Source organism: Cupriavidus sp. IK-TO18, assembly GCF_015549295.1.
GTDB classification, from domain to species: domain Bacteria; phylum Pseudomonadota; class Gammaproteobacteria; order Burkholderiales; family Burkholderiaceae; genus Cupriavidus; species Cupriavidus oxalaticus_A.
Genome location: NZ_JADGMP010000009.1, coordinates 40,009 through 58,300, shown reverse-complemented (window position 1 = coordinate 58,300; position 18,292 = coordinate 40,009). Strand labels below are relative to the sequence as shown.

At 69.4% G+C, this 18,292-nt stretch carries 15 protein-coding genes; 7 read left to right on the top strand and 8 right to left on the bottom strand.

All coding sequences use genetic code 11. From position 1 onward, the window contains the following. Positions 1 to 27: 27 nt before the first annotated feature. From IPF36_RS08875 to IPF36_RS08860, 4 genes are all read right to left on the bottom strand, one after another. Complete coding sequence (locus tag IPF36_RS08875) at positions 28 to 963, bottom strand: ABC transporter substrate-binding protein (RefSeq protein ID WP_195427874.1); 936 nt, start codon at positions 961 to 963, stop codon at positions 28 to 30. A gap of 71 nt (positions 964 to 1,034) precedes the next feature. Further along, on the bottom strand, positions 1,035 to 2,066 hold the full coding sequence (locus tag IPF36_RS08870) for a ribose ABC transporter permease (protein WP_133094546.1): 1,032 nt from the start codon (positions 2,064 to 2,066) through the stop codon (positions 1,035 to 1,037). Between the two features lie 137 nt (positions 2,067 to 2,203). Beyond that, the gene (locus tag IPF36_RS08865; protein WP_240745808.1) at positions 2,204 to 3,805 is read right to left on the bottom strand and encodes a sugar ABC transporter ATP-binding protein; all 1,602 of its coding nucleotides are present in this window, start codon (positions 3,803 to 3,805) and stop codon (positions 2,204 to 2,206) included. Then, positions 3,792 to 5,054 (bottom strand): ROK family protein, encoded by a 1,263-nt coding sequence (locus tag IPF36_RS08860; RefSeq protein WP_135702811.1) that lies wholly within the window; start codon positions 5,052 to 5,054, stop codon positions 3,792 to 3,794. The genes IPF36_RS08865 and IPF36_RS08860 overlap by 14 nt, the downstream gene beginning before the upstream one ends. 221 nt (positions 5,055 to 5,275) lie before the next feature. Between IPF36_RS08860 and IPF36_RS08855 the strand changes: the two genes are divergently transcribed. Continuing rightward, on the top strand, positions 5,276 to 5,620 hold the full coding sequence (locus IPF36_RS08855; RefSeq protein WP_133094548.1) for a hypothetical protein: 345 nt from the start codon (positions 5,276 to 5,278) through the stop codon (positions 5,618 to 5,620). 14 nt (positions 5,621 to 5,634) lie between these two features. On the opposite strand, the gene IPF36_RS08850 is transcribed toward IPF36_RS08855, so the two are convergent. Continuing rightward, positions 5,635 to 6,474 (bottom strand): class D beta-lactamase, encoded by an 840-nt coding sequence (locus tag IPF36_RS08850; protein WP_195427803.1) that lies wholly within the window; start codon positions 6,472 to 6,474, stop codon positions 5,635 to 5,637. Positions 6,475 to 6,643: 169 nt separating this feature from the next. Here IPF36_RS08850 and IPF36_RS08845 point away from each other — a divergent pair, with 169 nt between their 5' ends. Further along, a complete protein-coding gene (locus IPF36_RS08845; RefSeq protein WP_195427802.1) occupies positions 6,644 to 8,278 on the top strand; it encodes a hypothetical protein in 1,635 nt (544 codons plus the stop codon). Between the two features lie 87 nt (positions 8,279 to 8,365). Here the strand turns inward: IPF36_RS08845 and IPF36_RS08840 are convergent, their stop codons facing one another. Further along, positions 8,366 to 8,680 (bottom strand): zf-TFIIB domain-containing protein, encoded by a 315-nt coding sequence (locus tag IPF36_RS08840; RefSeq protein ID WP_133094551.1) that lies wholly within the window; start codon positions 8,678 to 8,680, stop codon positions 8,366 to 8,368. A gap of 266 nt (positions 8,681 to 8,946) precedes the next feature. On the opposite strand from IPF36_RS08840, the gene IPF36_RS08835 reads away from it, so the two are divergent. Beyond that, on the top strand, positions 8,947 to 9,465 hold the full coding sequence (locus tag IPF36_RS08835; protein WP_133094739.1) for a M23 family metallopeptidase: 519 nt from the start codon (positions 8,947 to 8,949) through the stop codon (positions 9,463 to 9,465). A gap of 38 nt (positions 9,466 to 9,503) precedes the next feature. Here the strand turns inward: IPF36_RS08835 and IPF36_RS08830 are convergent, their stop codons facing one another. Continuing rightward, positions 9,504 to 10,034, bottom strand: coding sequence for a thioredoxin family protein (locus IPF36_RS08830; RefSeq protein WP_133094552.1), 531 nt, complete (start codon positions 10,032 to 10,034; stop codon positions 9,504 to 9,506). 61 nt (positions 10,035 to 10,095) lie between these two features. Next, positions 10,096 to 10,788, bottom strand: a complete 693-nt coding sequence (locus tag IPF36_RS08825; RefSeq protein ID WP_135702807.1) for a cytochrome c biogenesis CcdA family protein — start codon at positions 10,786 to 10,788, stop codon at positions 10,096 to 10,098. 920 nt (positions 10,789 to 11,708) lie between these two features. On the opposite strand from IPF36_RS08825, the gene pgaA reads away from it, so the two are divergent. From pgaA to pgaD, 4 genes are read left to right on the top strand one after another with little or no spacing between them, the layout of a single operon-like run. Then, positions 11,709 to 14,225: a poly-beta-1,6 N-acetyl-D-glucosamine export porin PgaA gene (pgaA, locus tag IPF36_RS08820; protein WP_255519720.1), complete on the top strand. Its 2,517-nt coding sequence runs from the start codon at positions 11,709 to 11,711 to the stop codon at positions 14,223 to 14,225. A 14-nt stretch (positions 14,226 to 14,239) separates the two neighbouring features. Next, a complete protein-coding gene (pgaB, locus tag IPF36_RS08815; RefSeq protein WP_195427801.1) occupies positions 14,240 to 16,270 on the top strand; it encodes a poly-beta-1,6-N-acetyl-D-glucosamine N-deacetylase PgaB in 2,031 nt (676 codons plus the stop codon). Beyond that, complete coding sequence (pgaC, locus tag IPF36_RS08810; protein ID WP_195427800.1) at positions 16,267 to 17,604, top strand: poly-beta-1,6-N-acetyl-D-glucosamine synthase; 1,338 nt, start codon at positions 16,267 to 16,269, stop codon at positions 17,602 to 17,604. The genes pgaB and pgaC overlap by 4 nt, the downstream gene beginning before the upstream one ends. After that, positions 17,601 to 18,095, top strand: a complete 495-nt coding sequence (gene pgaD, locus IPF36_RS08805; protein WP_135702804.1) for a poly-beta-1,6-N-acetyl-D-glucosamine biosynthesis protein PgaD — start codon at positions 17,601 to 17,603, stop codon at positions 18,093 to 18,095. The genes pgaC and pgaD overlap by 4 nt, the downstream gene beginning before the upstream one ends. Positions 18,096 to 18,292: the final 197 nt, after the last annotated feature.

The window sequence follows — 18,292 nt, the reverse complement described above, 5'->3', positions numbered from 1 at the left end:
AGATTGGAAAGATGGCGGGCCTGCCGCTCAGCGCGGCGTGGCCCAGCCCTTGTACTGGCTGACGTTGGCGCGCGTCACCAGCGTCGACGGCAGCAGCACGGTCGGGGTGGCGGGACGCTGCCCGTTCATCATGCCGACGCCCAGCTGCACCGCGGTGCGGGCGATCGCCCACGGGTCCTGGCTGGCCGAGGCCTGCACCAGCGTATCGGCCTTCAGCGCGGCTTCGATGTCGGGCGCGCCGTCCACCGAAGCGATCAGGATGCCGCGGCGGTTGAGCTGGCGCGCGGCCAGGTCGGCGCCCACCGCCTGCGGGTCGTTGATGGTGAAGACAGCGTCGACCTTGGGAAAGCGCGTCAGGTACAGCTGCATCACGTTCAGGCCACCCTCGCGCGAGCCCTTGGCGTCCTGGTCGTCCGACAGGATGCGGATGTCAGGGTGCCGCGCCAGCACGGCCTTGCAGCCCTTGACGCGATCGAGCACGGCCGACACCGGCGGCCCGTTCTGGATGATCACGTTGCCGCGCCCCTTGAGACGCTCGGCGATGAAGCCGCAGGCCAGTTCGCCGGCCTGGGTGTTGTCGGTCTGCACCGTGGCATCGGCGCCGGCGGCGGCCACGTCGACCGCGACCACCACGATGCCGGCCTTGCGCGCCTTGCGCACCGCAGGCTCGATCGCGCGCGCATCCGCCGCGTTGATCAGGATCAGGTCGACCCTGGCGACGATAAAGCTGTCGATATGGGTGAACTGCTTGTTCAGGTCATAGTCCGCCGACAGCACGGTGACCTTGACGTCGGGATTGGCCTGCCGGGCCGCGGCCTCGGCGCCGCGCGCCAGCGCGACGAAGTACGGGTTGCCGAGCGAGCCCAGCGTTACGCCGACCTTCTTGAGCTGGCGCTGCGGGGCTTGTGCGGCGGACTGCGACGGCGTCTGCGCGGCGGCCGGCAGCGCGCAGAGCGCGGCCATTGCGACCGCTGCCAGTGCGCGGAGGAAGGGAACGGGCTTGATCATCGATCTGTCTCCTGTCAGTGCGTTGCTCAGGTCCGCGCCGAACCCTTCTGACGGTAGCGGTCCAGCGCCACCGCGCCGATGATCACCAGCCCTTTGATGATGTACTGCCAGATGTCCGACACGCCCAGCAGGATCAGTCCGTTGGACAGCACCGCGATGATCAGCGCGCCCACCAGCGTGCCGGCGATCGAGCCGACCCCGCCGACGAAGCTGGTGCCGCCCAGGATCACCGCGGCGATGGCATCGAGCTCGTAGGACTGGCCCAGCTGCAGGCCATTGGCCGCGTACAGCCGCGACGCCGACATGACGCCGCCCAGCCCCGACAGCAGCCCGGACACGGCATAGACGAACAGCAGCACCACCCAGACCTTGATGCCCGACAGCCGCGCCGCTTCGGCATTGCCGCCGACGGCGTAGATCTGCAGGCCCAGCACCGTGCGTCGCAGCACCAGCCACGACACCGCCACCACGGCCGCCGCGATCACCACCAGCCAGGGCACGCCCAGCAGGTCGCCGTTGCCGATGAAGGCAAAGGAGATGTCGGGGTTGTAGACGGTGCTGTCATTCCCAACCAGCCGGGCCAGTCCGCGCACTGCGGTCAGGCTGCCCAGCGTGACGATGAACGGCGGCAGTTTCATGAAGGCGATCAGCGCGCCGTTGAACAGGCCGAACAGCAACCCGCACAGCAGCGCCGCCGGCACGCTCAGCGCCGCCAGCTGCGGCATCAGCGAAACCAGCATCGCCACCACCGCGGACACCGACAGGATCGAGCCCACCGACAGGTCGATGCCGCCGGTCAGGATGACAAAGGTCATGCCCGCCGCCAGTACCAGGTTGATCGACGCCTGCTGCGCGATAATCGACAGGTTCTGCAGGCTGGCAAAGTTGTCGGTCAGCAGCGTGAAGCCGAAGCAGAGCAGCACCAGCACCGGCAGCATGCCGAGCGCGCGCAGGCGTTCCTGCGTGGTGGCGCGGCCGGCGGCGCCGGGCAGGGCGGGGCCGGTGGAAGGTGCGGCCGCGGCAGCGGCGTGGGCGGCGGGGTGGAAGGGGTTGCGCATGTTGTCTCCTTGTCGGAACGTCGTGCCTGCGTGGGCCGACGTGCTTAGGTGCATTTATGTTTTGCGATTGGCGACTGATGAACCGATTGTTTGCTCCCCTCCCGCTTGCGGGAGAGGGAAGCAAACCGCGGGGACCGTCAATGCAGTGTGGTGGGTTGAATGTCCCCACCCGCCCCGGTCGCCAGCGCAATAATCCGTTCCTGCATGCCAGCCGCATCGGCACAACCAGCCACTTCGCCGACCAGCTCGCCTTCGCGCATCACCAGCACGCGGTCGCACAGGCCGACCACCTCCGGCAGCTCGCTGGAAATCAGCAGCACGGCCACGCCCGAGCGGGCCAGCTCGTCTACCAGCCGGTAGATCTCCGCCTTGGCGCCGATATCCACGCCGCGCGTCGGCTCATCCAGGATCAGCACGCGCGGCCGCGTTTCCAGCAGCCGCGACAGCATCACCTTCTGCTGGTTGCCGCCTGACAGCGCGCCCACGTTGACCTGCGGGTGCGCCACGCGGATGCCGAGCGAGCGGATTGCCTGCGTGGTGCGCTGGCGGGCGCTGGCGCGGTTGAGCCGGCCGCCGCGCAGCGCGTCGCGGGCCGCCACGATCAGGTTGATGTTCTCGTGCACGCTCTGATCCAGGAACAGCCCCTGCAGCTTGCGGTCTTCGGTCAGGTAGGCGATGCCGGCGTCGATCGCCTGGCGCGGGCTCGAAATGGCCAGCGGCGTGCCGGCGACGAACACCGCGCCAGCGCTGCGCGCATCGGCGCCGAAGATCAGCCGCGCCAGTTCGGTACGGCCGGCGCCGACCAGGCCGGCCAGCCCCAGCACTTCGCCGGCGCGCAGGTCGAAACTGCACGGCAGCACGCGCCGGCCATCGGACATATTGCGCACCGACAGCATGATCTCGCCCTGGCGTGTCTCGCCATGGGTCTTGGTGTAGAAGCCGGACAGGTCGCGGCCCACCATCATCTTGACCAGCGCGGCGCGGGTCAGGTTGTCGCGCTCCAGCGTGCCGACGAAGCAGCCGTCGCGCAGCACCGTGACGCGGTCGGCCAGCTCGTCGATCTCGGCCATGCGATGGCTGATGTAGATGATCGCCATGCCTTCGGCACGCAGCTGGCGGATCAGCGCGAACAGCCGGTCGGTCTCGCGGGTCGACAGCGGCGTGGTGGGCTCGTCCATCACCAGGATGCGCGTCTCGAAATGCACCGCGCGCGCAATCTCGACCAGCTGGCGCTGCGCGATCGACAGCGTATGCACCGGCGTGGCTGGCGTGAAGTCCGCCCCGAGCCGCGCCAGCGTGGCTTCGCACGCGCTGGCCATCGCGGCGCGGTCGACCATGCCATGGCGGTGCAGATGCCGGCCGAGGTAGATGTTCTCGGCCACGCTCAGGTTCGGCGCCAGGCTCAGCTCCTGGTAGATCACCGCGATGCCATGCTCGCGTGCCGCGGCCGGGCCGCCGAAAGCGACCGGCTCGCCGGCGATGCGGCATTCGGCGCCGGGATCGGCGGTGTAGGCGCCGGAGAGGATTTTCATCAGTGTCGACTTGCCGGCGCCGTTCTCGCCCATCAGCGCATGGACTTCGCCCGCGTAGACGGTCAGCTGCACATTGCTGAGCGCCTTCACGCCGGGAAAGGTCTTGGAGATATTGCGCAGCGCCAGCAGCGGCCCGGCAGCGGCGGCGCCATGGGGGCGCTGCTGCTGGGGCTGGGGCAGGGTGCGTGATGCTTCAGACCATGGCATGGCGGGCCTCCGGGACAATGGCCGAGGCGCCCTTGAGCAGCTCGGCACGCGGCGAGAAATTCATGAACATCGGCAGCGACGCCGCGCCGACCGCGCCGGCGTTGGCGCCGAAGCAGCCGCGCACCACGGTGGCGGGCGTGCGCGCTTCCGGGGCGCTGTCGTTCAGGGCCTGCTGCAGCCGGTCGATCAGCGCCGGCACCAGCCCGCCGTCGATGTCGGCGTCGAAGATCACCAGCGGCACGTCCAGCACCGCCAGCGCCGATTGCAGCGCCGGCGCCAGCGCGTCGACGCAGTCGTCGATCCATTGCGCCACCGCCGGGTGGCCCAGCTCGGCCTGGCGCTGCAGGTCGGCATGGCCGTCGACCGCCACGCCGTGATAGCGCAGGTGGCGCGTCAGCGCATTGAGCGAGGCGCGCGACAGCAGCAGGTCGCGGCGCTTGCCGGCAGGCGCCGGCGCTGACGGCAGGGTGCTGGGCGGCACCGGCATCATGGCGATGTCGCCGGCATTGCCGGAAACGCCGCGCACGCAGTCGCCGTTGATCACCACGCCGCCGCCGATGGCGGGGCCGAGGAACACATAGAGGAAATGCTGCGCGTGGTGGCGCCCGTAGAACAGCTCGGCTACCGCGGCCGCGGTGCCGTCGTTCTCGCTGAACACCGGCAGGCCAGTGACGGCGTTGAGCATCGCGGCGAAGTCGGCTTCGTCCCAGGCGCGGAAGCTTGCCTGGAAGTCCTCGCCCTGCACGTCGAGCTCGCGCAGCCACGCCCCAAGGTTATAGGGCTGCGCCACGCCGATTCCCAGCAGCCGCTTCTGCTCGCCCGGGCTGAGCCGGGCGCGCATCGCGTCGATATCGCGCCGCACCAGTTCCAGCGCCTGCTCGGGATGAGGCAGGACCAGCTGGTGCGCATGGCTGGCGAGCAGCTCGCCGGCAAAGTCCACCATCACGGTCTCGATGCTGCCGCGGTCGAGCCTCACGCCAATGCCGAAGGCGCCTTTGGCCTTGAGCCGGATCAGGCTGGCGGGTTGCCCGCGCTGGCCCTCGGTGCGGCGGCCGGCCTGCTCCACCAGGCCTTCGTCGGCCAGGGTCTGCACGATGCTGCCGACCGCGGTGTTGGTCAGCTGCGCCATCCGCGCCAGATCGGCCTTCGACGCCTCGCCGGCGCGGCGCAACGCCAGCAGCAGCGCGCGTTCGTTGTACAGGCGCAAGCTGGCGGAATTCACGCCACGGCCTGCCTTGGATGCGGTCATGTTGTCTCCGTCCTTTGGCCGACGCTGGTGGGCGCGTCGGCTTTGTATTAATTAATTCAGGTTGAATTAAAGAATACTCGACGGCAGAACTCAACTGCGGGAAAACCCGTGGGTGAAAGCGCGCAGGCGGGCTGGAGTGGCTTTTGGAACACTGCGCTTGCGCGGCGGCGCCTGGCTGGCTAGCGTAAAGACAGACCGAAACTAGCAACCCGGAGCAAGAGATGAAGGCCCGCGCCGAGACTGGCCAGTGGAGCCGCTACTACGTGCTGGACCTGAAAAACCGGCCGGTGGAGGTGGCGGCACGTGAGGAATGGGAGCGCTGGATGGCTGAGAACGATCCGGTGTTCCGCCGCACGCTGCTGCAGGACAGCGGCGGCGTGGTCACCACGCGCTTTCGCGGACTGGCGCAGGCATCAGGGGAAGCGCCGCTGTTCGTGACCCGCGTGACTGGCATGGGGGAGCAGGACAACGAAAGCTACGGCGCGCCCACGCTCGCTGCCGCGCTGGCATTGCACGATGACATCGTGAAGAAGCTATTGCGGCAGCTCGGCGGGACGGTGCCGTAGGCGTCGGCTGCAACTCAATCCGGCAGCGCCCCGGCCTGCCGCAGCGCCGCGCGTGCAATCTCCATCCGTGCCTTGGCGTGCTCGGGTTTGAGGAGATCGAGATTGAGCGCGAACAGGTAGTTGTCTCCGCCGCGCTCCACCCATCCCACCAGCCATCCCACCGCCGGCTGCGCCGAATCGGCCCAGCCGGTCTTGGCGTGCAGCGTATAGCCTGCGGTGCGTTCGATCACCGTCAGCCGGTCCACGCCATCGAACGCGGCCGGCGAGAACGGCAGCGTGCGCTGCACCAGCCCCTTGAGGAAATCGATCTGCTGGTTGGCTGAGATCTGCAGCCGGCCATTGAGCCAGAAGCGGTCGACCGGTCCCGAGCTGTCGGCATTGCCGTAATGCGAGGCGGTCAGGTAGCGCTGGTAGGCCGGGCTGCCGACCCGTCGCGCCAGCGCCTGGTAGGCGGGCACGCATGAGTTGGGGAAGGCCACGCGCAGCGGCACGTCGGCATTGCAGGCTTCGGGCAGGACAGCCTTGCCGCCGACCAGCCAGACCTTGCCGTCCCACGGCAGCTTGTCGTGGTCGATGTCGGCCACGGCGCCGCTGTCCAGGCCGATCAGCGAATTCATGATCTTGAAGGTCGACGCAGGCGAATACGGCCTGGCCGCGCGCGCAGCGTTGTAGGTCAGCACGCGATCGCGGCGCAGGTCGTGGACGACGATGGTGCCGCTGGTACCGGCCTGGCGGAACAGCGCTTCCGCATCGAGCGGTGCAGCTTGCGGTGCGGCGGTGGCGGGCAGGGCGCAAGAGAGCAGGGCGAGTCCCACGGCCAGCGGGGACAGCAAACGGGCGATTCGGATAGGCATGGCAGTAGCGTGTTGGGTTGGATAGGAATCCTCTGGTGGCAATCCGGGCCCGGACCGTGGTGCGCAGCATAGGAGAGCGCTCCACGCACGCCAACCGCGCACGCTGTAACCTGCGTAACATGACGGCGTCGCATCCTCTCCGGCCTCCAGCCTGCTACTGCTCCAGCCCATGTCCGCTGCCTTGCTTTGCATCGACGTCCGCGCCCCCTATCGCGTCAATGGCGAGCCCGCCCGCTTCCAGTCGGTCTGGCTGCTGGCGCGCGCCTGGCATGCGCAGCGCAGCGGCGGTGATGTGACAGCGGCGGCCGTGCGCAGCGCCTTCCCGGCCGCCGCCAACCTGCGCATGCTGGTATCGCGCGCCTTCGCGGACTTTGCCCGGTGGGGCGTGACGCTGGGCTGGGGCGCGGACCGGCAACGCGATCCGGCAACGGCCAACCCCGCGCAGCGCAGCCGCGGGCCGTTCTGGATGACGGCGGCGCAGGCCCGGCAACTGCGCTTCGTCGCGCACGGCCGCACGCTGGGCCCGGCGGCGCTGGCGCGGCAGCTGGGCTTTGCCGAGGCAGGGGCGCCAGAGTCCGGCATGGCGGACGGCGCGGCCTACGTGATGCGCGATATGGCCTTCTGGAGCGAACTGACGCAGGCCATGCGCAGCGCGCAGGACGGCTATGCCGGCGCGCACGGCACCGCCGTGGCCGAAGCGTTCCGCGTGGCACAGCGCAGCGCCGGCGATCCGTTCCAGCAGGCGTTGTCGCTGCTGAAGGAAAGCCTGGCCTGGCGCCGCTGCGGCAGCCTCGAGCAGAGCCGCGCCGCGCTGGCGCGCTTTGACCGGCTGTCCCGGGCAGGCAGCCCCGGCGCCGCCATGCCCACCTTCGCGGCGATGGCGCACGTGGTGCGCGCCTGGGCCCGCTATACGCGCGGCGACCACGACGGCGCCGGCGCCGGGCTGGCCGCGCTGCGTGCGGATCCGGAGCTATCCCCGGCGGTGCGCTACAACCCGCGCCTGCGCTTCGAGGTGCTGAACCTGGAAGGGCTGCTGTACAAGGCCGGTGCGATGGGCAAGGCCGCAGCCGGCAGCGTGGCGCCGGCGCTGTCGGCGCAGCGTGCCCTCGATGCCTTCGCGGCAGCGCTGCAAGCCGGTTACGAAGCCGATTCGGTCGACGCCGTGCAGCATGCCGCGGCCAATATCGGCCTGTGCCTGTGGCTGTTCTGGCGCCATGGGCTGGCCGACCCCGGCCGCGCGCTCGATGCCGGCGCGGTGCAGCGGCAGGCGATGCGCTGGCTGGGGTTGTCGGAATGGATCTGCGACCGCTTCGGGGTGGGCGGCGGCACCGCGTGGAACGCGATCTTCCTGTTGCGCATCGCGCGCGGCAGCTGCGGGCCGGATGCGCCCGGCGATGCTGGCGAGGGCAAGGGCGTGCAGAGCGTGGCCGCCTTTCGCCGCCAGCGCCCGCTGTCCGTAGCCGATGCCATTGATGCGCTGCGGCCCTTCCACGCGCCGTTTGCTCCGGCCAAGGGATTCGTGCGCTGGTCGGCCGTGGCCGCCTTTGCGCTGGAAGACCACGACGCGGGCCATGTCAGCCTGGGGCCGTTGCAGCTGGCCAACCTGTTGCTTGAGTCGGCCTGGTACCTGACACACGAGCAAGGCGCAACCGCCAAAGCCTGCGCGGCGGTGGAGCGGCTGGCAGCGCAGTTGCCGGCGTTGCGCGCGACCGAGCGGGCGTTCTTTGCGGCGGAGATCCGCGCGCTGCCGCCGGAACTGCGCGACGCGGCGGCGGAGGTGGCGCGCCGGCGGCGCAAGGGATAGCGGGGGATAGCGGGGGATAGCGGGGGATAGCGGGGGATAGCGGGATCGCCGGCGTATTCATTGCGCGGCATCGCGCGCAGCCAGCGTTCAGTCGAACAGCTCGTGCCAGATGCTCTTCTTCCGATATTGCTTCTGGTGGCGTTCGTCGTAATAGCGGTCCCCGTCATGATGACGAGCGCGGCCCCACTCATGGCCGCGGTCCCGGTCGCCGTAGCTTTGCTGGGGCGGCGCAGCGGGCGCCACGGCCTGCGTCGCTGGCGCCGCGGCGACCGAACGCTCCAGGATCTTGTCGAGTTCGCCGCGGTCCAGCCATACGCCGCGGCATTTCGGGCAATAGTCGATTTCGATGCCCTGCCTTTCGGACATCACCAGTTGCGTTTGCGGGCACACCGGACAATCCATGCCTTCTCCTCGTTGCTGTCGATAAGTCGAGGTATGACCGGCCCGCCCGGCAATGGTTCGCCAGTGTGCGGCTGTCGCCTGCGCAGAGACGCGCACGCCACGTGGCGGCGTGCGGAATTTGTCGGCCGCGCCGCCGTCGAACCGGAATGCCTCAATTCGATCCCCATCGCGGACCGGCTCCTGAACCGTCCGCTTCGCCAGCATCGGCGCCGTATGGCGATGCGCCGCGCCGCCGGCCGCTGATCGGGCGCCTGGCAGCGCCGGCGATGGTGGCGGCGATCTTGTGGGCCGCCTGGCCATGGCTGCAGCCCCAGCTCGAACGCGCCATCTACGCGGTGCGGCTGGCGGCCCGCCCGGCGCCGAGCGCGCTGCCGGTTCCGGTGCAAGGCGTCGCCCCGCGCGCGCTGCGCGACACATGGCATGGCGCGCGCTCCGGCGGGCGCAAGCATGAAGGCATCGACATCTTCGCGCCGCGCGGCCGGCCGGTGCAGTCGGCCACGGAAGGCATCGTCTCGCGCGTCGGCACCAATTCGCTCGGCGGCAAGGTGGTCTGGGTGATGGGACCGGGCCGGCAGATGCATTACTACGCGCACCTCGACGACTACGCGGCAATACGCGCCGGCGATATCGTTGCACCGGGCACGGTGCTCGGCTATGTCGGCACCACCGGCAACGCCCGCGGCACGCCGCCGCACCTGCACTACGGCATCTATGCTGCCGGGGGTGCGATCAACCCGTATCCGCTGCTGAAGCGGCCCCCGACAGCCGGCGCGCCGCGGCGCTAGCCGGGGGCTGCGCCGCGCGCAGGAGCGCGCCGGAGGAGTCAGGGCCTGGCGTCGGCCAGGGCCTTCTGGATGGCAGCGTCGGTCTGGGCGTAGTTGCCTTCGCCGAAGTGCTTGTAGACGACGTTGCCGCTGGCGTCGACAAGATACAGCGCCGGCCAGTACTGGTTGTGCCAGGCGTTCCAGGTGGCGTACTTGTTGTCCTGCGCCACCGGGTAGCGGATGTCGAAGCGCTTGATCGCCGCCTGGACATTGGCGGTGGACTTTTCGTAGCCGAACTCGGGCGTATGCACGCCGACCACCACCAGCCCCTTGTCGCGGTATTTGTCGTACCACTGGCGCACATGGGGCAGGGTGCGGATGCAGTTGATGCAGTCGTAGGTCCAGAAATCTACCAGCACGACCTTGCCGCGCAGTCCGGCAAGGGTCAGCGGTTCGGAGTTGAGCCATTTCTCGATGCCGGTGAATTCCGGCGCCTTGCCGAAATCCGCCGGCGCGGCGGCAGCGGGAGCGCCGTGGGTGGCGGCGAAGATGGTGGTGGCGGCAAGCAGGGTACGCAGGATGCGGTGCATGGTGCAGTCTCCGTGTCAGACAGTGGGGGAAGGGTTCAGCGAACAGATTCCGCTGGTGGATTCAGGTCAGCGGGGCCAGCGACGTCAGCCAAGCGACGGCGAGGGTGTCGTACTGGAAGTACATGGCGACGGCCGTGGCCACCACCAGCGCGCCGAAGCCTTGCTGCAGCCGCTGGGTATGGCGCGCCAGCCGGCGCACATGGGTGGTGGCGAACTGGCCGCCATAGGCGATCAACAGCATCGGAATAGCCGCGCCGGCGGCATACATCCCCAGCAGCGCGGCGGCGCGTTGCAGGTCCTGGGCCTTGGCCACCAGCGCCAGGATCGACGCCAGCACCGGCCCCGCGCACGGGGTCCAGACCACGCCCAGCGACATGCCCAGCACAAAGCCGCCGGCCATGCCGCTGCCGCCCACGCTGCCGAGCCGGTCCGCCAGGCGCTCGGCGATACCGCCGAACGGCCCCGTCAGCCGCGCGAAGCCGGCCGGCCACAGCCGCGCCAGTCCGGTCGCCAGCAGGAACAGGATGGCGGCGTTGCGCACCACCCCGTGGGCGTCGGCAAAGGCGCTGGACAGCGCGCCGAAGGCAATGCCGAAGGCCGAGAACGCCGTGACGAAGCCCAGCGCGATGGCCAGCGGGCGCAGGCGGTCCGACTGGCCCAGGGAAGCGCCGAGCAGCATCGGCAGCACCGGCAGCACGCACGGCGAGGCGATCGTCAGCACGCCGGCGAGGAAGGCAAGCAGTGCGTCGATCATTGGCGGCTCCGGCGAGGGCGCGGCGCGGCACACCGCGCGGCAGGGGCAGGCAGGGCAAGGCAGGCGGTCATCGTCGGGCTCCGGTCGGGTCGATGACCGCATTGGAGCGCGCGCGCGTATCCCGCTTGTTTCCGGGCAGCGGCCGGAATGCAAGATTTCATGTCCGGCGCCGCGCCAGATACAGTGCGATACAAAGTGGCGGGTTGGCCGCAGCCACTGAGCGCGTCAGCGGCCTGGAAATGGGCATCGACGGCCAGGTGGCCCGCTGGGGCCGGTGAAATGCCGCCAAAGGGCGGCATTTCTACCACCATAAATCCGCCATTGGGCTGATTTATCGAATTCCGGACACCTGCCAGCCAGCGAATAATCAAGATATTCGTGCGCGAGGAGTTATGTCGGACATTACCTGATACCCCGCCAAATCCGCCCCGGAAACTCCCGCTTTACCCCCCCCGCTTTACCGCGGCTCTCGCGACACCAGGCCAGGCAAGGCGCCTGGCCAGAACCGAGTAATGTTTCCCCCGAACGGGTATTGTCCCGAGCCGCGGAATGCGGCAAGAATTCGCCCCGGGAATTTGATGCAAGCTGTAAATGTGTTTGCGAATGTTCACGATTTGATTTTCGCCACGCGCTTACACTTTCCCCCGATTTGCGGCAACGCACCCCGCCACCGGCGGAGGTAGCGTCTGCACGACGCCATGCCCATCGCGGGCTGGCCATCCGGCGTGGTTCCTCGGTACCCGCCGGATCCCGTAGGCCTGTCCTGCCGCCTCTCTCCTGCGGCCAGGCCCGATCGGGTTCCGTGTCTCCGTGCCGCATGTCATCTGCCGATAACGGACCCCAGGCGCGCGCCCGCTTCCAGCAGGCGAGCCGGCGCTCGGGCATAGATGAGACAGGCTGCGGATCCCATGGATTCACTGATGACGCAACCTTCGTGCGCCGGCACCGGTCCCGCCCGGCGCAAGGCCTTGCGCCGGCGCATGCCGGCCGGGCTCGCGGCCGGGCTGGCGGCGGCACTTTGCTGCATGCCGGCCCCCGCGCAGGCTGACGCCGAATACGAAGCCCTGATCCAGCGCGCCCGCGCCGGCGACTACGGCAGTGCGCTGGCAATGCTGCGCGAGCGCGTGGCCAGCGCTCCCTCGGACCGGCGCGCGGCGTTTGACCGGATCATCATCGCCGGCTGGGCCGGCCGTTCCGACGAGGTGCTGGCCGCCTACGGCGAACTGGAGCAGGCGGGCGCCGCGCGCACCGCGCCGCCGCAGGTGCTGGCCGCGGCGGCGGGCGCGCTGCGCGACCAGAAGCGCTGGGACGAGGCGCTGGCACGCTACCGCGAAGGACGCCAGCGCTACCCCGCCGAGCCGGTGTTCGCGCTGGGCGAGGTCGGCGTGCTGGCCGACGGCGGCCAGGCCGCGGAAGCCGTCAGCGCTGGCCAGGCCCTGGTGCGCAAGCAGCCGGATGATGTCGACAGCCGCCTCGCGCTGGCCTATGCGCAGGCCCGCGCCGGCGAACCGTACGAGGCCTTGTTCGAGGCCGACCAGGCCTATACCCGCGCACCCAAACGCGCCGACGCCGTGCGCGCCTATGTGGGCGCGCTGCAGCGCGCCGGGCTGCCCGATGCCGCGCTGCGCGTCGCCGGCGAGCAGCCGACACTGTTCGACACCGCGGCCCGGCAGACGCTGGAACTGGACGCCGCCGCCGAACTGGTGCGGCTGGCCGACATGCCCACACGGATGGAAGCCGAGCGCTTTGCCATCGCCGACCGCGCGCTGGCGCGCTATGACGCGCTGCTGCCCGCACTGCAGGGGCAGGGCAACAAGGAAGGACAAAGCGAGGCCCTGTACCGCCGCGCCCGCATCGACCGCCTCGGCGCGCTGCATGCGCGCTTGCGCATGCAGGACGTGGTCGACAGCTACGAGGCGCTGCGCGCCGAGGGTGTCGCCGTGCCCGTCTACGCGCTGGGCGACGTGGCCTCGGCCTACCTCTACCTGCGCCACCCCGAGCAGGCCGCCGAACTGTTCCGCCAGGTGCGCGAAGCCTATCCGCTCGGACTCGACCCCGAAACGCGCCTGAAGGCCCAGACCGGCCTGTACTACGCCAACGCCGAAGCCGAAGCCTTCGACCCGGCGGGCGAGGCGGTGAGCGAGGCCCGCGCCGAGCAGCCGCAATGGCGCCGGGTGCGCGGCCAGCCGGCGCGCCAGCCCAACGAACTGTGGCTGTCCGCCGAGCAGACCGCCACGCTCGCGCCCCTGCAGGCCGGCGACACCCAGCAGGCCCAGCAGCGCACGGAAGACCTGGTGCGCAACGCGCCCGGCCATTCCGGCCTGCGCGTGGGCCTGGCCAATGTCTACCTGGCGCGCGGCTGGCCGCGCGCCGCCGAGCAGGAACTGAAGGCCGCCGAAACGCTGGCGCCGCGCGCGCTCGCGGTGGAAGTGCAGCAGGGCCACGCCGCGCTCGACCTGCAGGAATGGCGCCAGGCGGAAATGCTGCGCGACGATACCCTGGCGCGCTTCCCTGATGACCTGGCCGCCCGCCGCCTGGCGCGCGAATGGGCCGTGCACAACAAGGCCGAGCTGCGCATCGAAGGCTATCGCGGCCTGGCCAACGACAGCCCGGTGGTGGGCGACGGCAATTTCGGCATCGAGTCGGTGCTGTACACGCCGCCGATCAACTATGACTGGCGCGCCTTTGGCGGCGTGGGCTATGCCACCGGCCGCTTCGACGAAGGGCGTGTCGACTACCGCTGGGCCCGCGCCGGCGTGCAGCGGCGCGTGCGCGACCTGACCGTCGAGGCCGAGCTGTCCACGCACGGATATGGCTACGGCGCGCGCCAGGGCGGCCGGGTGGCGGTGGACTATGACCTGGATGACCGCTGGCGCATCGGCGCCTCGGCCGCGATGCGCTCGACCGCCACGCCGCTGCGGGCGCTGCTCAACGGCATTTACGCCAATAACGTGCAGGTCTACGGCCGCTGGCGCGCCAGCGAGGCCTGCGAGTGGATGCTGACGGTGGCGCCGTCGCACTTCAGCGACGGCAATGACCGGCTCGAAGGCGGCATCTCCGGCGTGCAGCGGATCTACGCCGCGCCGCACCTGAAGGCCGACCTGCTGGTGGACCTGTGGAGCTCGCGCAACAGCCGCACCGACGTGCCGTACTACAGCCCGCGCGCGGACCTGACGGTGTTGCCGTCGGCCCGGCTCACGCACACGCTGTACCGCCGCTACGAGACCGCCTGGGAGCAGCAGTTCCTGGGCGGCGCCGGTACCTACAGCCAGCAAGGCTTCGGCACCGGCGCGATCCTGCTGCTCGGCTACGGCCAGCGCTACCGCACCAACGACGTGTTCGACGTGGGCGCCACCGTCACCGCCAGCAGCCGGCCCTATGACGGCCAGCGCGAGCGCGAACTGCGCATCGTGTTCGACCTGACCTATCGATTCTGACCCGGACCCCCGCCATGACACGATTTCCGCAGCGCGCCTGGCGCCGCCTGCTCTGGCTGCTGCTGGCCGCATGCCTGCTCGCCGGCTGCGCCAAGGACATCCCGGTGTTCACGCCGCCGGCGCAGCGCCCGCTCGCCGCCGCCGAACAGCCCTGGCCGAACAACCACCTGGTGGTGCTGGCCTACCACGACGTCGAAGACAGGGATCCCGACCAGGCCTACCTGAGCGTGCGTACCGACCACCTGATCGGCCAGCTGGCCTGGCTGCGCGAGAACGGCTACCAGGCGGTCTCGGTCGACCAGGTGCTGGCCGCGCGCCGTGGCGGCAAGCCGTTGCCGGCGCGCGCGGTGCTGCTGACCTTCGATGACGGCTATCGCAGCTTCCATACGCGCGTGCTGCCGATCCTGAAGGCCTACCGCTGGCCCGCGGTGCTGGCGCCGGTCGGCGCGTGGCTCGACACGCCAGCGGGCCAGCCGGTCGATTTCGGCGGCACGCCGACCGCGCGCGACCGCCTGCTGACGTGGCAGCAACTGCGCGAGATTTCCGCCTCCGGGCTGGTAGAGATCGGCGCGCACACCGACGCCTTGCACTACGGCATCAACGCCAACCCGCAAGGCAATACCGAGCCGGCCGCGGCGGTGCGCGCCTTCGATGCCGGCACCGGCCACTACGAGACCGACGCAACCTACGCGGCGCGCGTGCGTACCGACATGCAGCGCATCACGAAGAAAGTCCATGCCGTCACCGGCAAGCCGGTGCGCGTCTGGGTATGGCCGTACGGCGCCGAAGGAGGCACCGCGCTGCGCATCATCGGCGAGAACGGCTACGAGATGGCGCTGACGCTGGAAGACGGCCTGGCCAGCGTCGACAAGCTGATGTCCGGCCCGCGCATGCTAGTCACCGGCGATCCCGGCGTGCCCGGCTTCGCGCAGTCGGTGGCGACGATGGAAGAGCCGAGCGCCATGCGCGTCGCGCACGTCGACCTGGACTACGTCTATGATCCGGACCCGGCCCAGCTCGATCGCAACCTCGACCGGCTGGTGCAGCGCATCTACGACCTCAAGATCAACACGGTTTTCCTGCAGGCCTTCTCCGACGAAGATGGCAGCGGCCTGGTCCGGTCGGTGTACTTCCCGAACCGCTGGCTGCCGATGCGCGCGGACTTGTTCAACCGCGTGGCATGGCAACTCGGCAACCGCGCCAAAGTCAAGGTCTACGCCTGGATGCCGGTGCTGAGCTTCGACATGGACCCGTCGCTGCCGCGCGTGACCCGCTGGGACCCGGCCACCAATCGCGCCGGGGTCGACGCGAAGCAATACCGCCGCCTGTCGCCGTTCGACCCGGTGGCGCGCCAGCGCATCGCCGAGGTCTATGAAGACCTGGCCCGGCACGCCTTCTTCCAGGGCCTGCTGTTCCACGACGACGCCATACTCAGCGATTTCGAGGACGCCAGCGCGCCGGCACTGGCGGCGTACCGCAAGGCCGGGCTGCCGGACAACATTGCCGCGCTGCGCGCCGACCCGGAAACGATGCAGCGCTGGACGCGCATGAAGAGCCGTGCGCTGGTCGATTTCACGCAGGAACTGACACAGCGTGTGCGCGCCATCCGCGGCCCGGCGATCAAGACCGCGCGCAATATCTTCGCCATGCCCATCCTGCAGCCGGACAGCGAAGCCTGGTTCGCGCAGAACCTCGACGACTTCCTGGCCGCATACGACTGGACCGCGCCGATGGCGATGCCGTACATGGAGCAGGTGCCGCGCGGCCAGGAGCACCAATGGCTCGACCGCATCGTCGACGCGGTGGCGCAGCGCCCCGGCGCGCTGCGGCGCACGGTGTTCGAGCTGCAGGCGCGCGACTGGCGCAAGCCAGAAGGTGGGGTTGCAGGCGCAGTCGACAGCAAGGTGCTGGCCGGCTGGATGCAGCGCCTTCAGCGGCGCGGCGCGCGCAGCTTCGGCTACTACCCCGACGACTTCCTGAACAACCAGCCCCGGCTCGACTTGATCCGCCCGGCGCTGTCTAACGCCTGGTACCCCGCACCATGATCGAAAGACTGTTTGCCCTGGTTATCCTGTGCCTCGCGCTGGCGCTGCCGTTCGCGCTGGCCGCGCTTGCCACCGGCGACCTGCTGCTGGCCTTCGTGTTCTTCTATCCGCTGTTCATGTCCGGCTTGTGGATGGCCGGCGGCGTGTACTTCTGGCTGCATTGGGAGCGCAAGTGGCGGGGGGGCGAGCAGCGCGAGGCGCCGCAGGTGTCCGGCACACCGTTCATCTCGATCCTGGTGCCCTGCTACAACGAAGAGCAGAACGGCGAAGAGACGCTGCTGGCCGCGCTGGGACAGCGCTATCCCGAGTTCGAGGTGATCGCTATCAATGACGGTTCGCGCGACGGCACCGGCGCCGTGCTGGAAGCGCTGGCGCAGCGCCATGAACGGCTGCGCGTAGTCCACCTGGCGCAGAACCAGGGCAAGGCCATGGCGCTGCGCATGGGCGCGCTGGCCGCGCGCGGCGAATACCTGGTCTGCATCGACGGCGACGCGGCGCTGGATCCCGACGCTGCCGCCTACCTGGTCGCGCCGATGGTGGCCAACCCGCGCGTGGGCGCGGTCACCGGCAACCCGCGCATCCGCACGCGCTCCACGCTGGTGGGCCGCATCCAGGTCGGCGAGTTCTCGTCGATCATCGGGCTGATCAAGCGCACCCAGCGCGTCTATGGGCAGGTCTTTACCGTGTCCGGCGTGGTCGCCGCGTTCCGCCGCCGCGCGCTGGACCGCGTCGGCTACTGGAGCCTGGACATGATCACCGAGGACATCGACATCAGCTGGAAGCTGCAGCGCGACCACTGGTCGATCTTCTACGAGCCGCGCGCACTGTGCTGGATCCTGATGCCCGAGACCGTGCGCGGCCTGTTCAAGCAGCGGCTGCGCTGGGCCCAGGGCGGCGCCGAAGTGTTCATGAAGAACGTGCGCTCGATCTGGATCTGGCGCCACCGCCGGCTGTGGCCGCTGATGGCGGAGTACTGCCTGTCCGCGGGCTGGGCCTTTGCCTTTGCCATGTCGATCGTACTGTGGGCGCTGGGGCACTTCGTCGAGCTGCCGGAGCATATCCGCATCCAGAAGCTGATGCCGCCGGGCTTTACCGGCATGGTGCTGGCGGCGGTCTGCATATTGCAGTTCATGATCAGCGTGGCGATCGACCGCCGCTACGAGCCGCGCCTGGGGCGCACGCTGTACTGGATCATCTGGTACCCGCTGGCGTACTGGCTGGTCGGCATGTTCACCACGCTGCTGGCCTTTCCCAAGGTCATGCTCAAGACCCGGCGCAAGCGTGCGCGCTGGGACAGTCCCGATCGCGGCATCCAATCGATGAAATCGTCATGAATCCCGACAACATGATCATCCGTACCCGGCGCGCACCGCTGCGCTGGGCGTTCGACGCGGTGCTGACCGCGCTGGCGTGGACCGGGTTCTTCTACCTCTTCGCCAGCGGCATCCGCGACATCCTGGCGGGAGCGTCGTCCGGCCTCGACGTGCCGTTCTGGTCCGCGATGATGCCCACCATGGGCACGCTGTCGGTGTACGTGCTGGTGGGCGTGTTCAATGGCGTGGTGCTGTTGGTGTGGGCCCTGTACAACCAGATCCGCTTCGCCGGCATGGACCGCCGCAAGCCGCTGCCGCCGCTGGGCGGCGACGAGCTGGCGGCCAGCTTCGGCCTGCCGGAACAGCGCGTCGAGGCGCTGCAGCAGGCCAAGGTGGCGGTCGTCGACCACGACCACGACGGCGGCATCGCCGGCGTGCGCGTCTTCCATGCGAGCGGCTCCCCTTGTGTGGGCGCTTTCCGGAGGAAAAGCGTCGACCCGGACAACGGGTAATCCATTAGTCGCGACCTTGTTTATTTACTCCGGATAATCGCTTATAAATACGTGACATGCTGCGGCTGATGTCACGCATCATGACTCCGCCCGCCGGGACGCCTGCGGGCCTTTTTTTATCCTCGATTATTCCTGATCGATATTAATCAGGAATCTTATTTTGCCCGTTTCTGATTCGGGCTGGTGAAAACCCTGAT

Excerpts from the sequence above, each read along its gene's own strand:
- IPF36_RS08870 (WP_133094546.1), bottom strand. The coding sequence starts at position 2,066 with ATGCGCAACCCCTTCCACCCCGCCGCCCACGCCGCTGCCGCGGCCGCA.
- IPF36_RS08835 (WP_133094739.1), top strand. The coding sequence starts at position 8,947 with ATGGTGGCGGCGATCTTGTGGGCCGCCTGGCCATGGCTGCAGCCCCAG.
- pgaA (WP_255519720.1), top strand. The coding sequence starts at position 11,709 with ATGACGCAACCTTCGTGCGCCGGCACCGGTCCCGCCCGGCGCAAGGCC.
- IPF36_RS08845 (WP_195427802.1), top strand. The coding sequence starts at position 6,644 with ATGTCCGCTGCCTTGCTTTGCATCGACGTCCGCGCCCCCTATCGCGTC.
- pgaD (WP_135702804.1), top strand. The coding sequence starts at position 17,601 with ATGAATCCCGACAACATGATCATCCGTACCCGGCGCGCACCGCTGCGC.
- pgaC (WP_195427800.1), top strand. The coding sequence starts at position 16,267 with ATGATCGAAAGACTGTTTGCCCTGGTTATCCTGTGCCTCGCGCTGGCG.
- IPF36_RS08840 (WP_133094551.1), bottom strand. The coding sequence starts at position 8,680 with ATGGATTGTCCGGTGTGCCCGCAAACGCAACTGGTGATGTCCGAAAGG.
- pgaB (WP_195427801.1), top strand. The coding sequence starts at position 14,240 with ATGACACGATTTCCGCAGCGCGCCTGGCGCCGCCTGCTCTGGCTGCTG.
- IPF36_RS08855 (WP_133094548.1), top strand. The coding sequence starts at position 5,276 with ATGAAGGCCCGCGCCGAGACTGGCCAGTGGAGCCGCTACTACGTGCTG.
- IPF36_RS08865 (WP_240745808.1), bottom strand. The coding sequence starts at position 3,805 with ATGCCATGGTCTGAAGCATCACGCACCCTGCCCCAGCCCCAGCAGCAG.
- IPF36_RS08825 (WP_135702807.1), bottom strand. The coding sequence starts at position 10,788 with ATGATCGACGCACTGCTTGCCTTCCTCGCCGGCGTGCTGACGATCGCC.
- IPF36_RS08860 (WP_135702811.1), bottom strand. The coding sequence starts at position 5,054 with ATGACCGCATCCAAGGCAGGCCGTGGCGTGAATTCCGCCAGCTTGCGC.
- IPF36_RS08875 (WP_195427874.1), bottom strand. The coding sequence starts at position 963 with ATGGCCGCGCTCTGCGCGCTGCCGGCCGCCGCGCAGACGCCGTCGCAG.
- IPF36_RS08830 (WP_133094552.1), bottom strand. The coding sequence starts at position 10,034 with ATGCACCGCATCCTGCGTACCCTGCTTGCCGCCACCACCATCTTCGCC.
- IPF36_RS08850 (WP_195427803.1), bottom strand. The coding sequence starts at position 6,474 with ATGCCTATCCGAATCGCCCGTTTGCTGTCCCCGCTGGCCGTGGGACTC.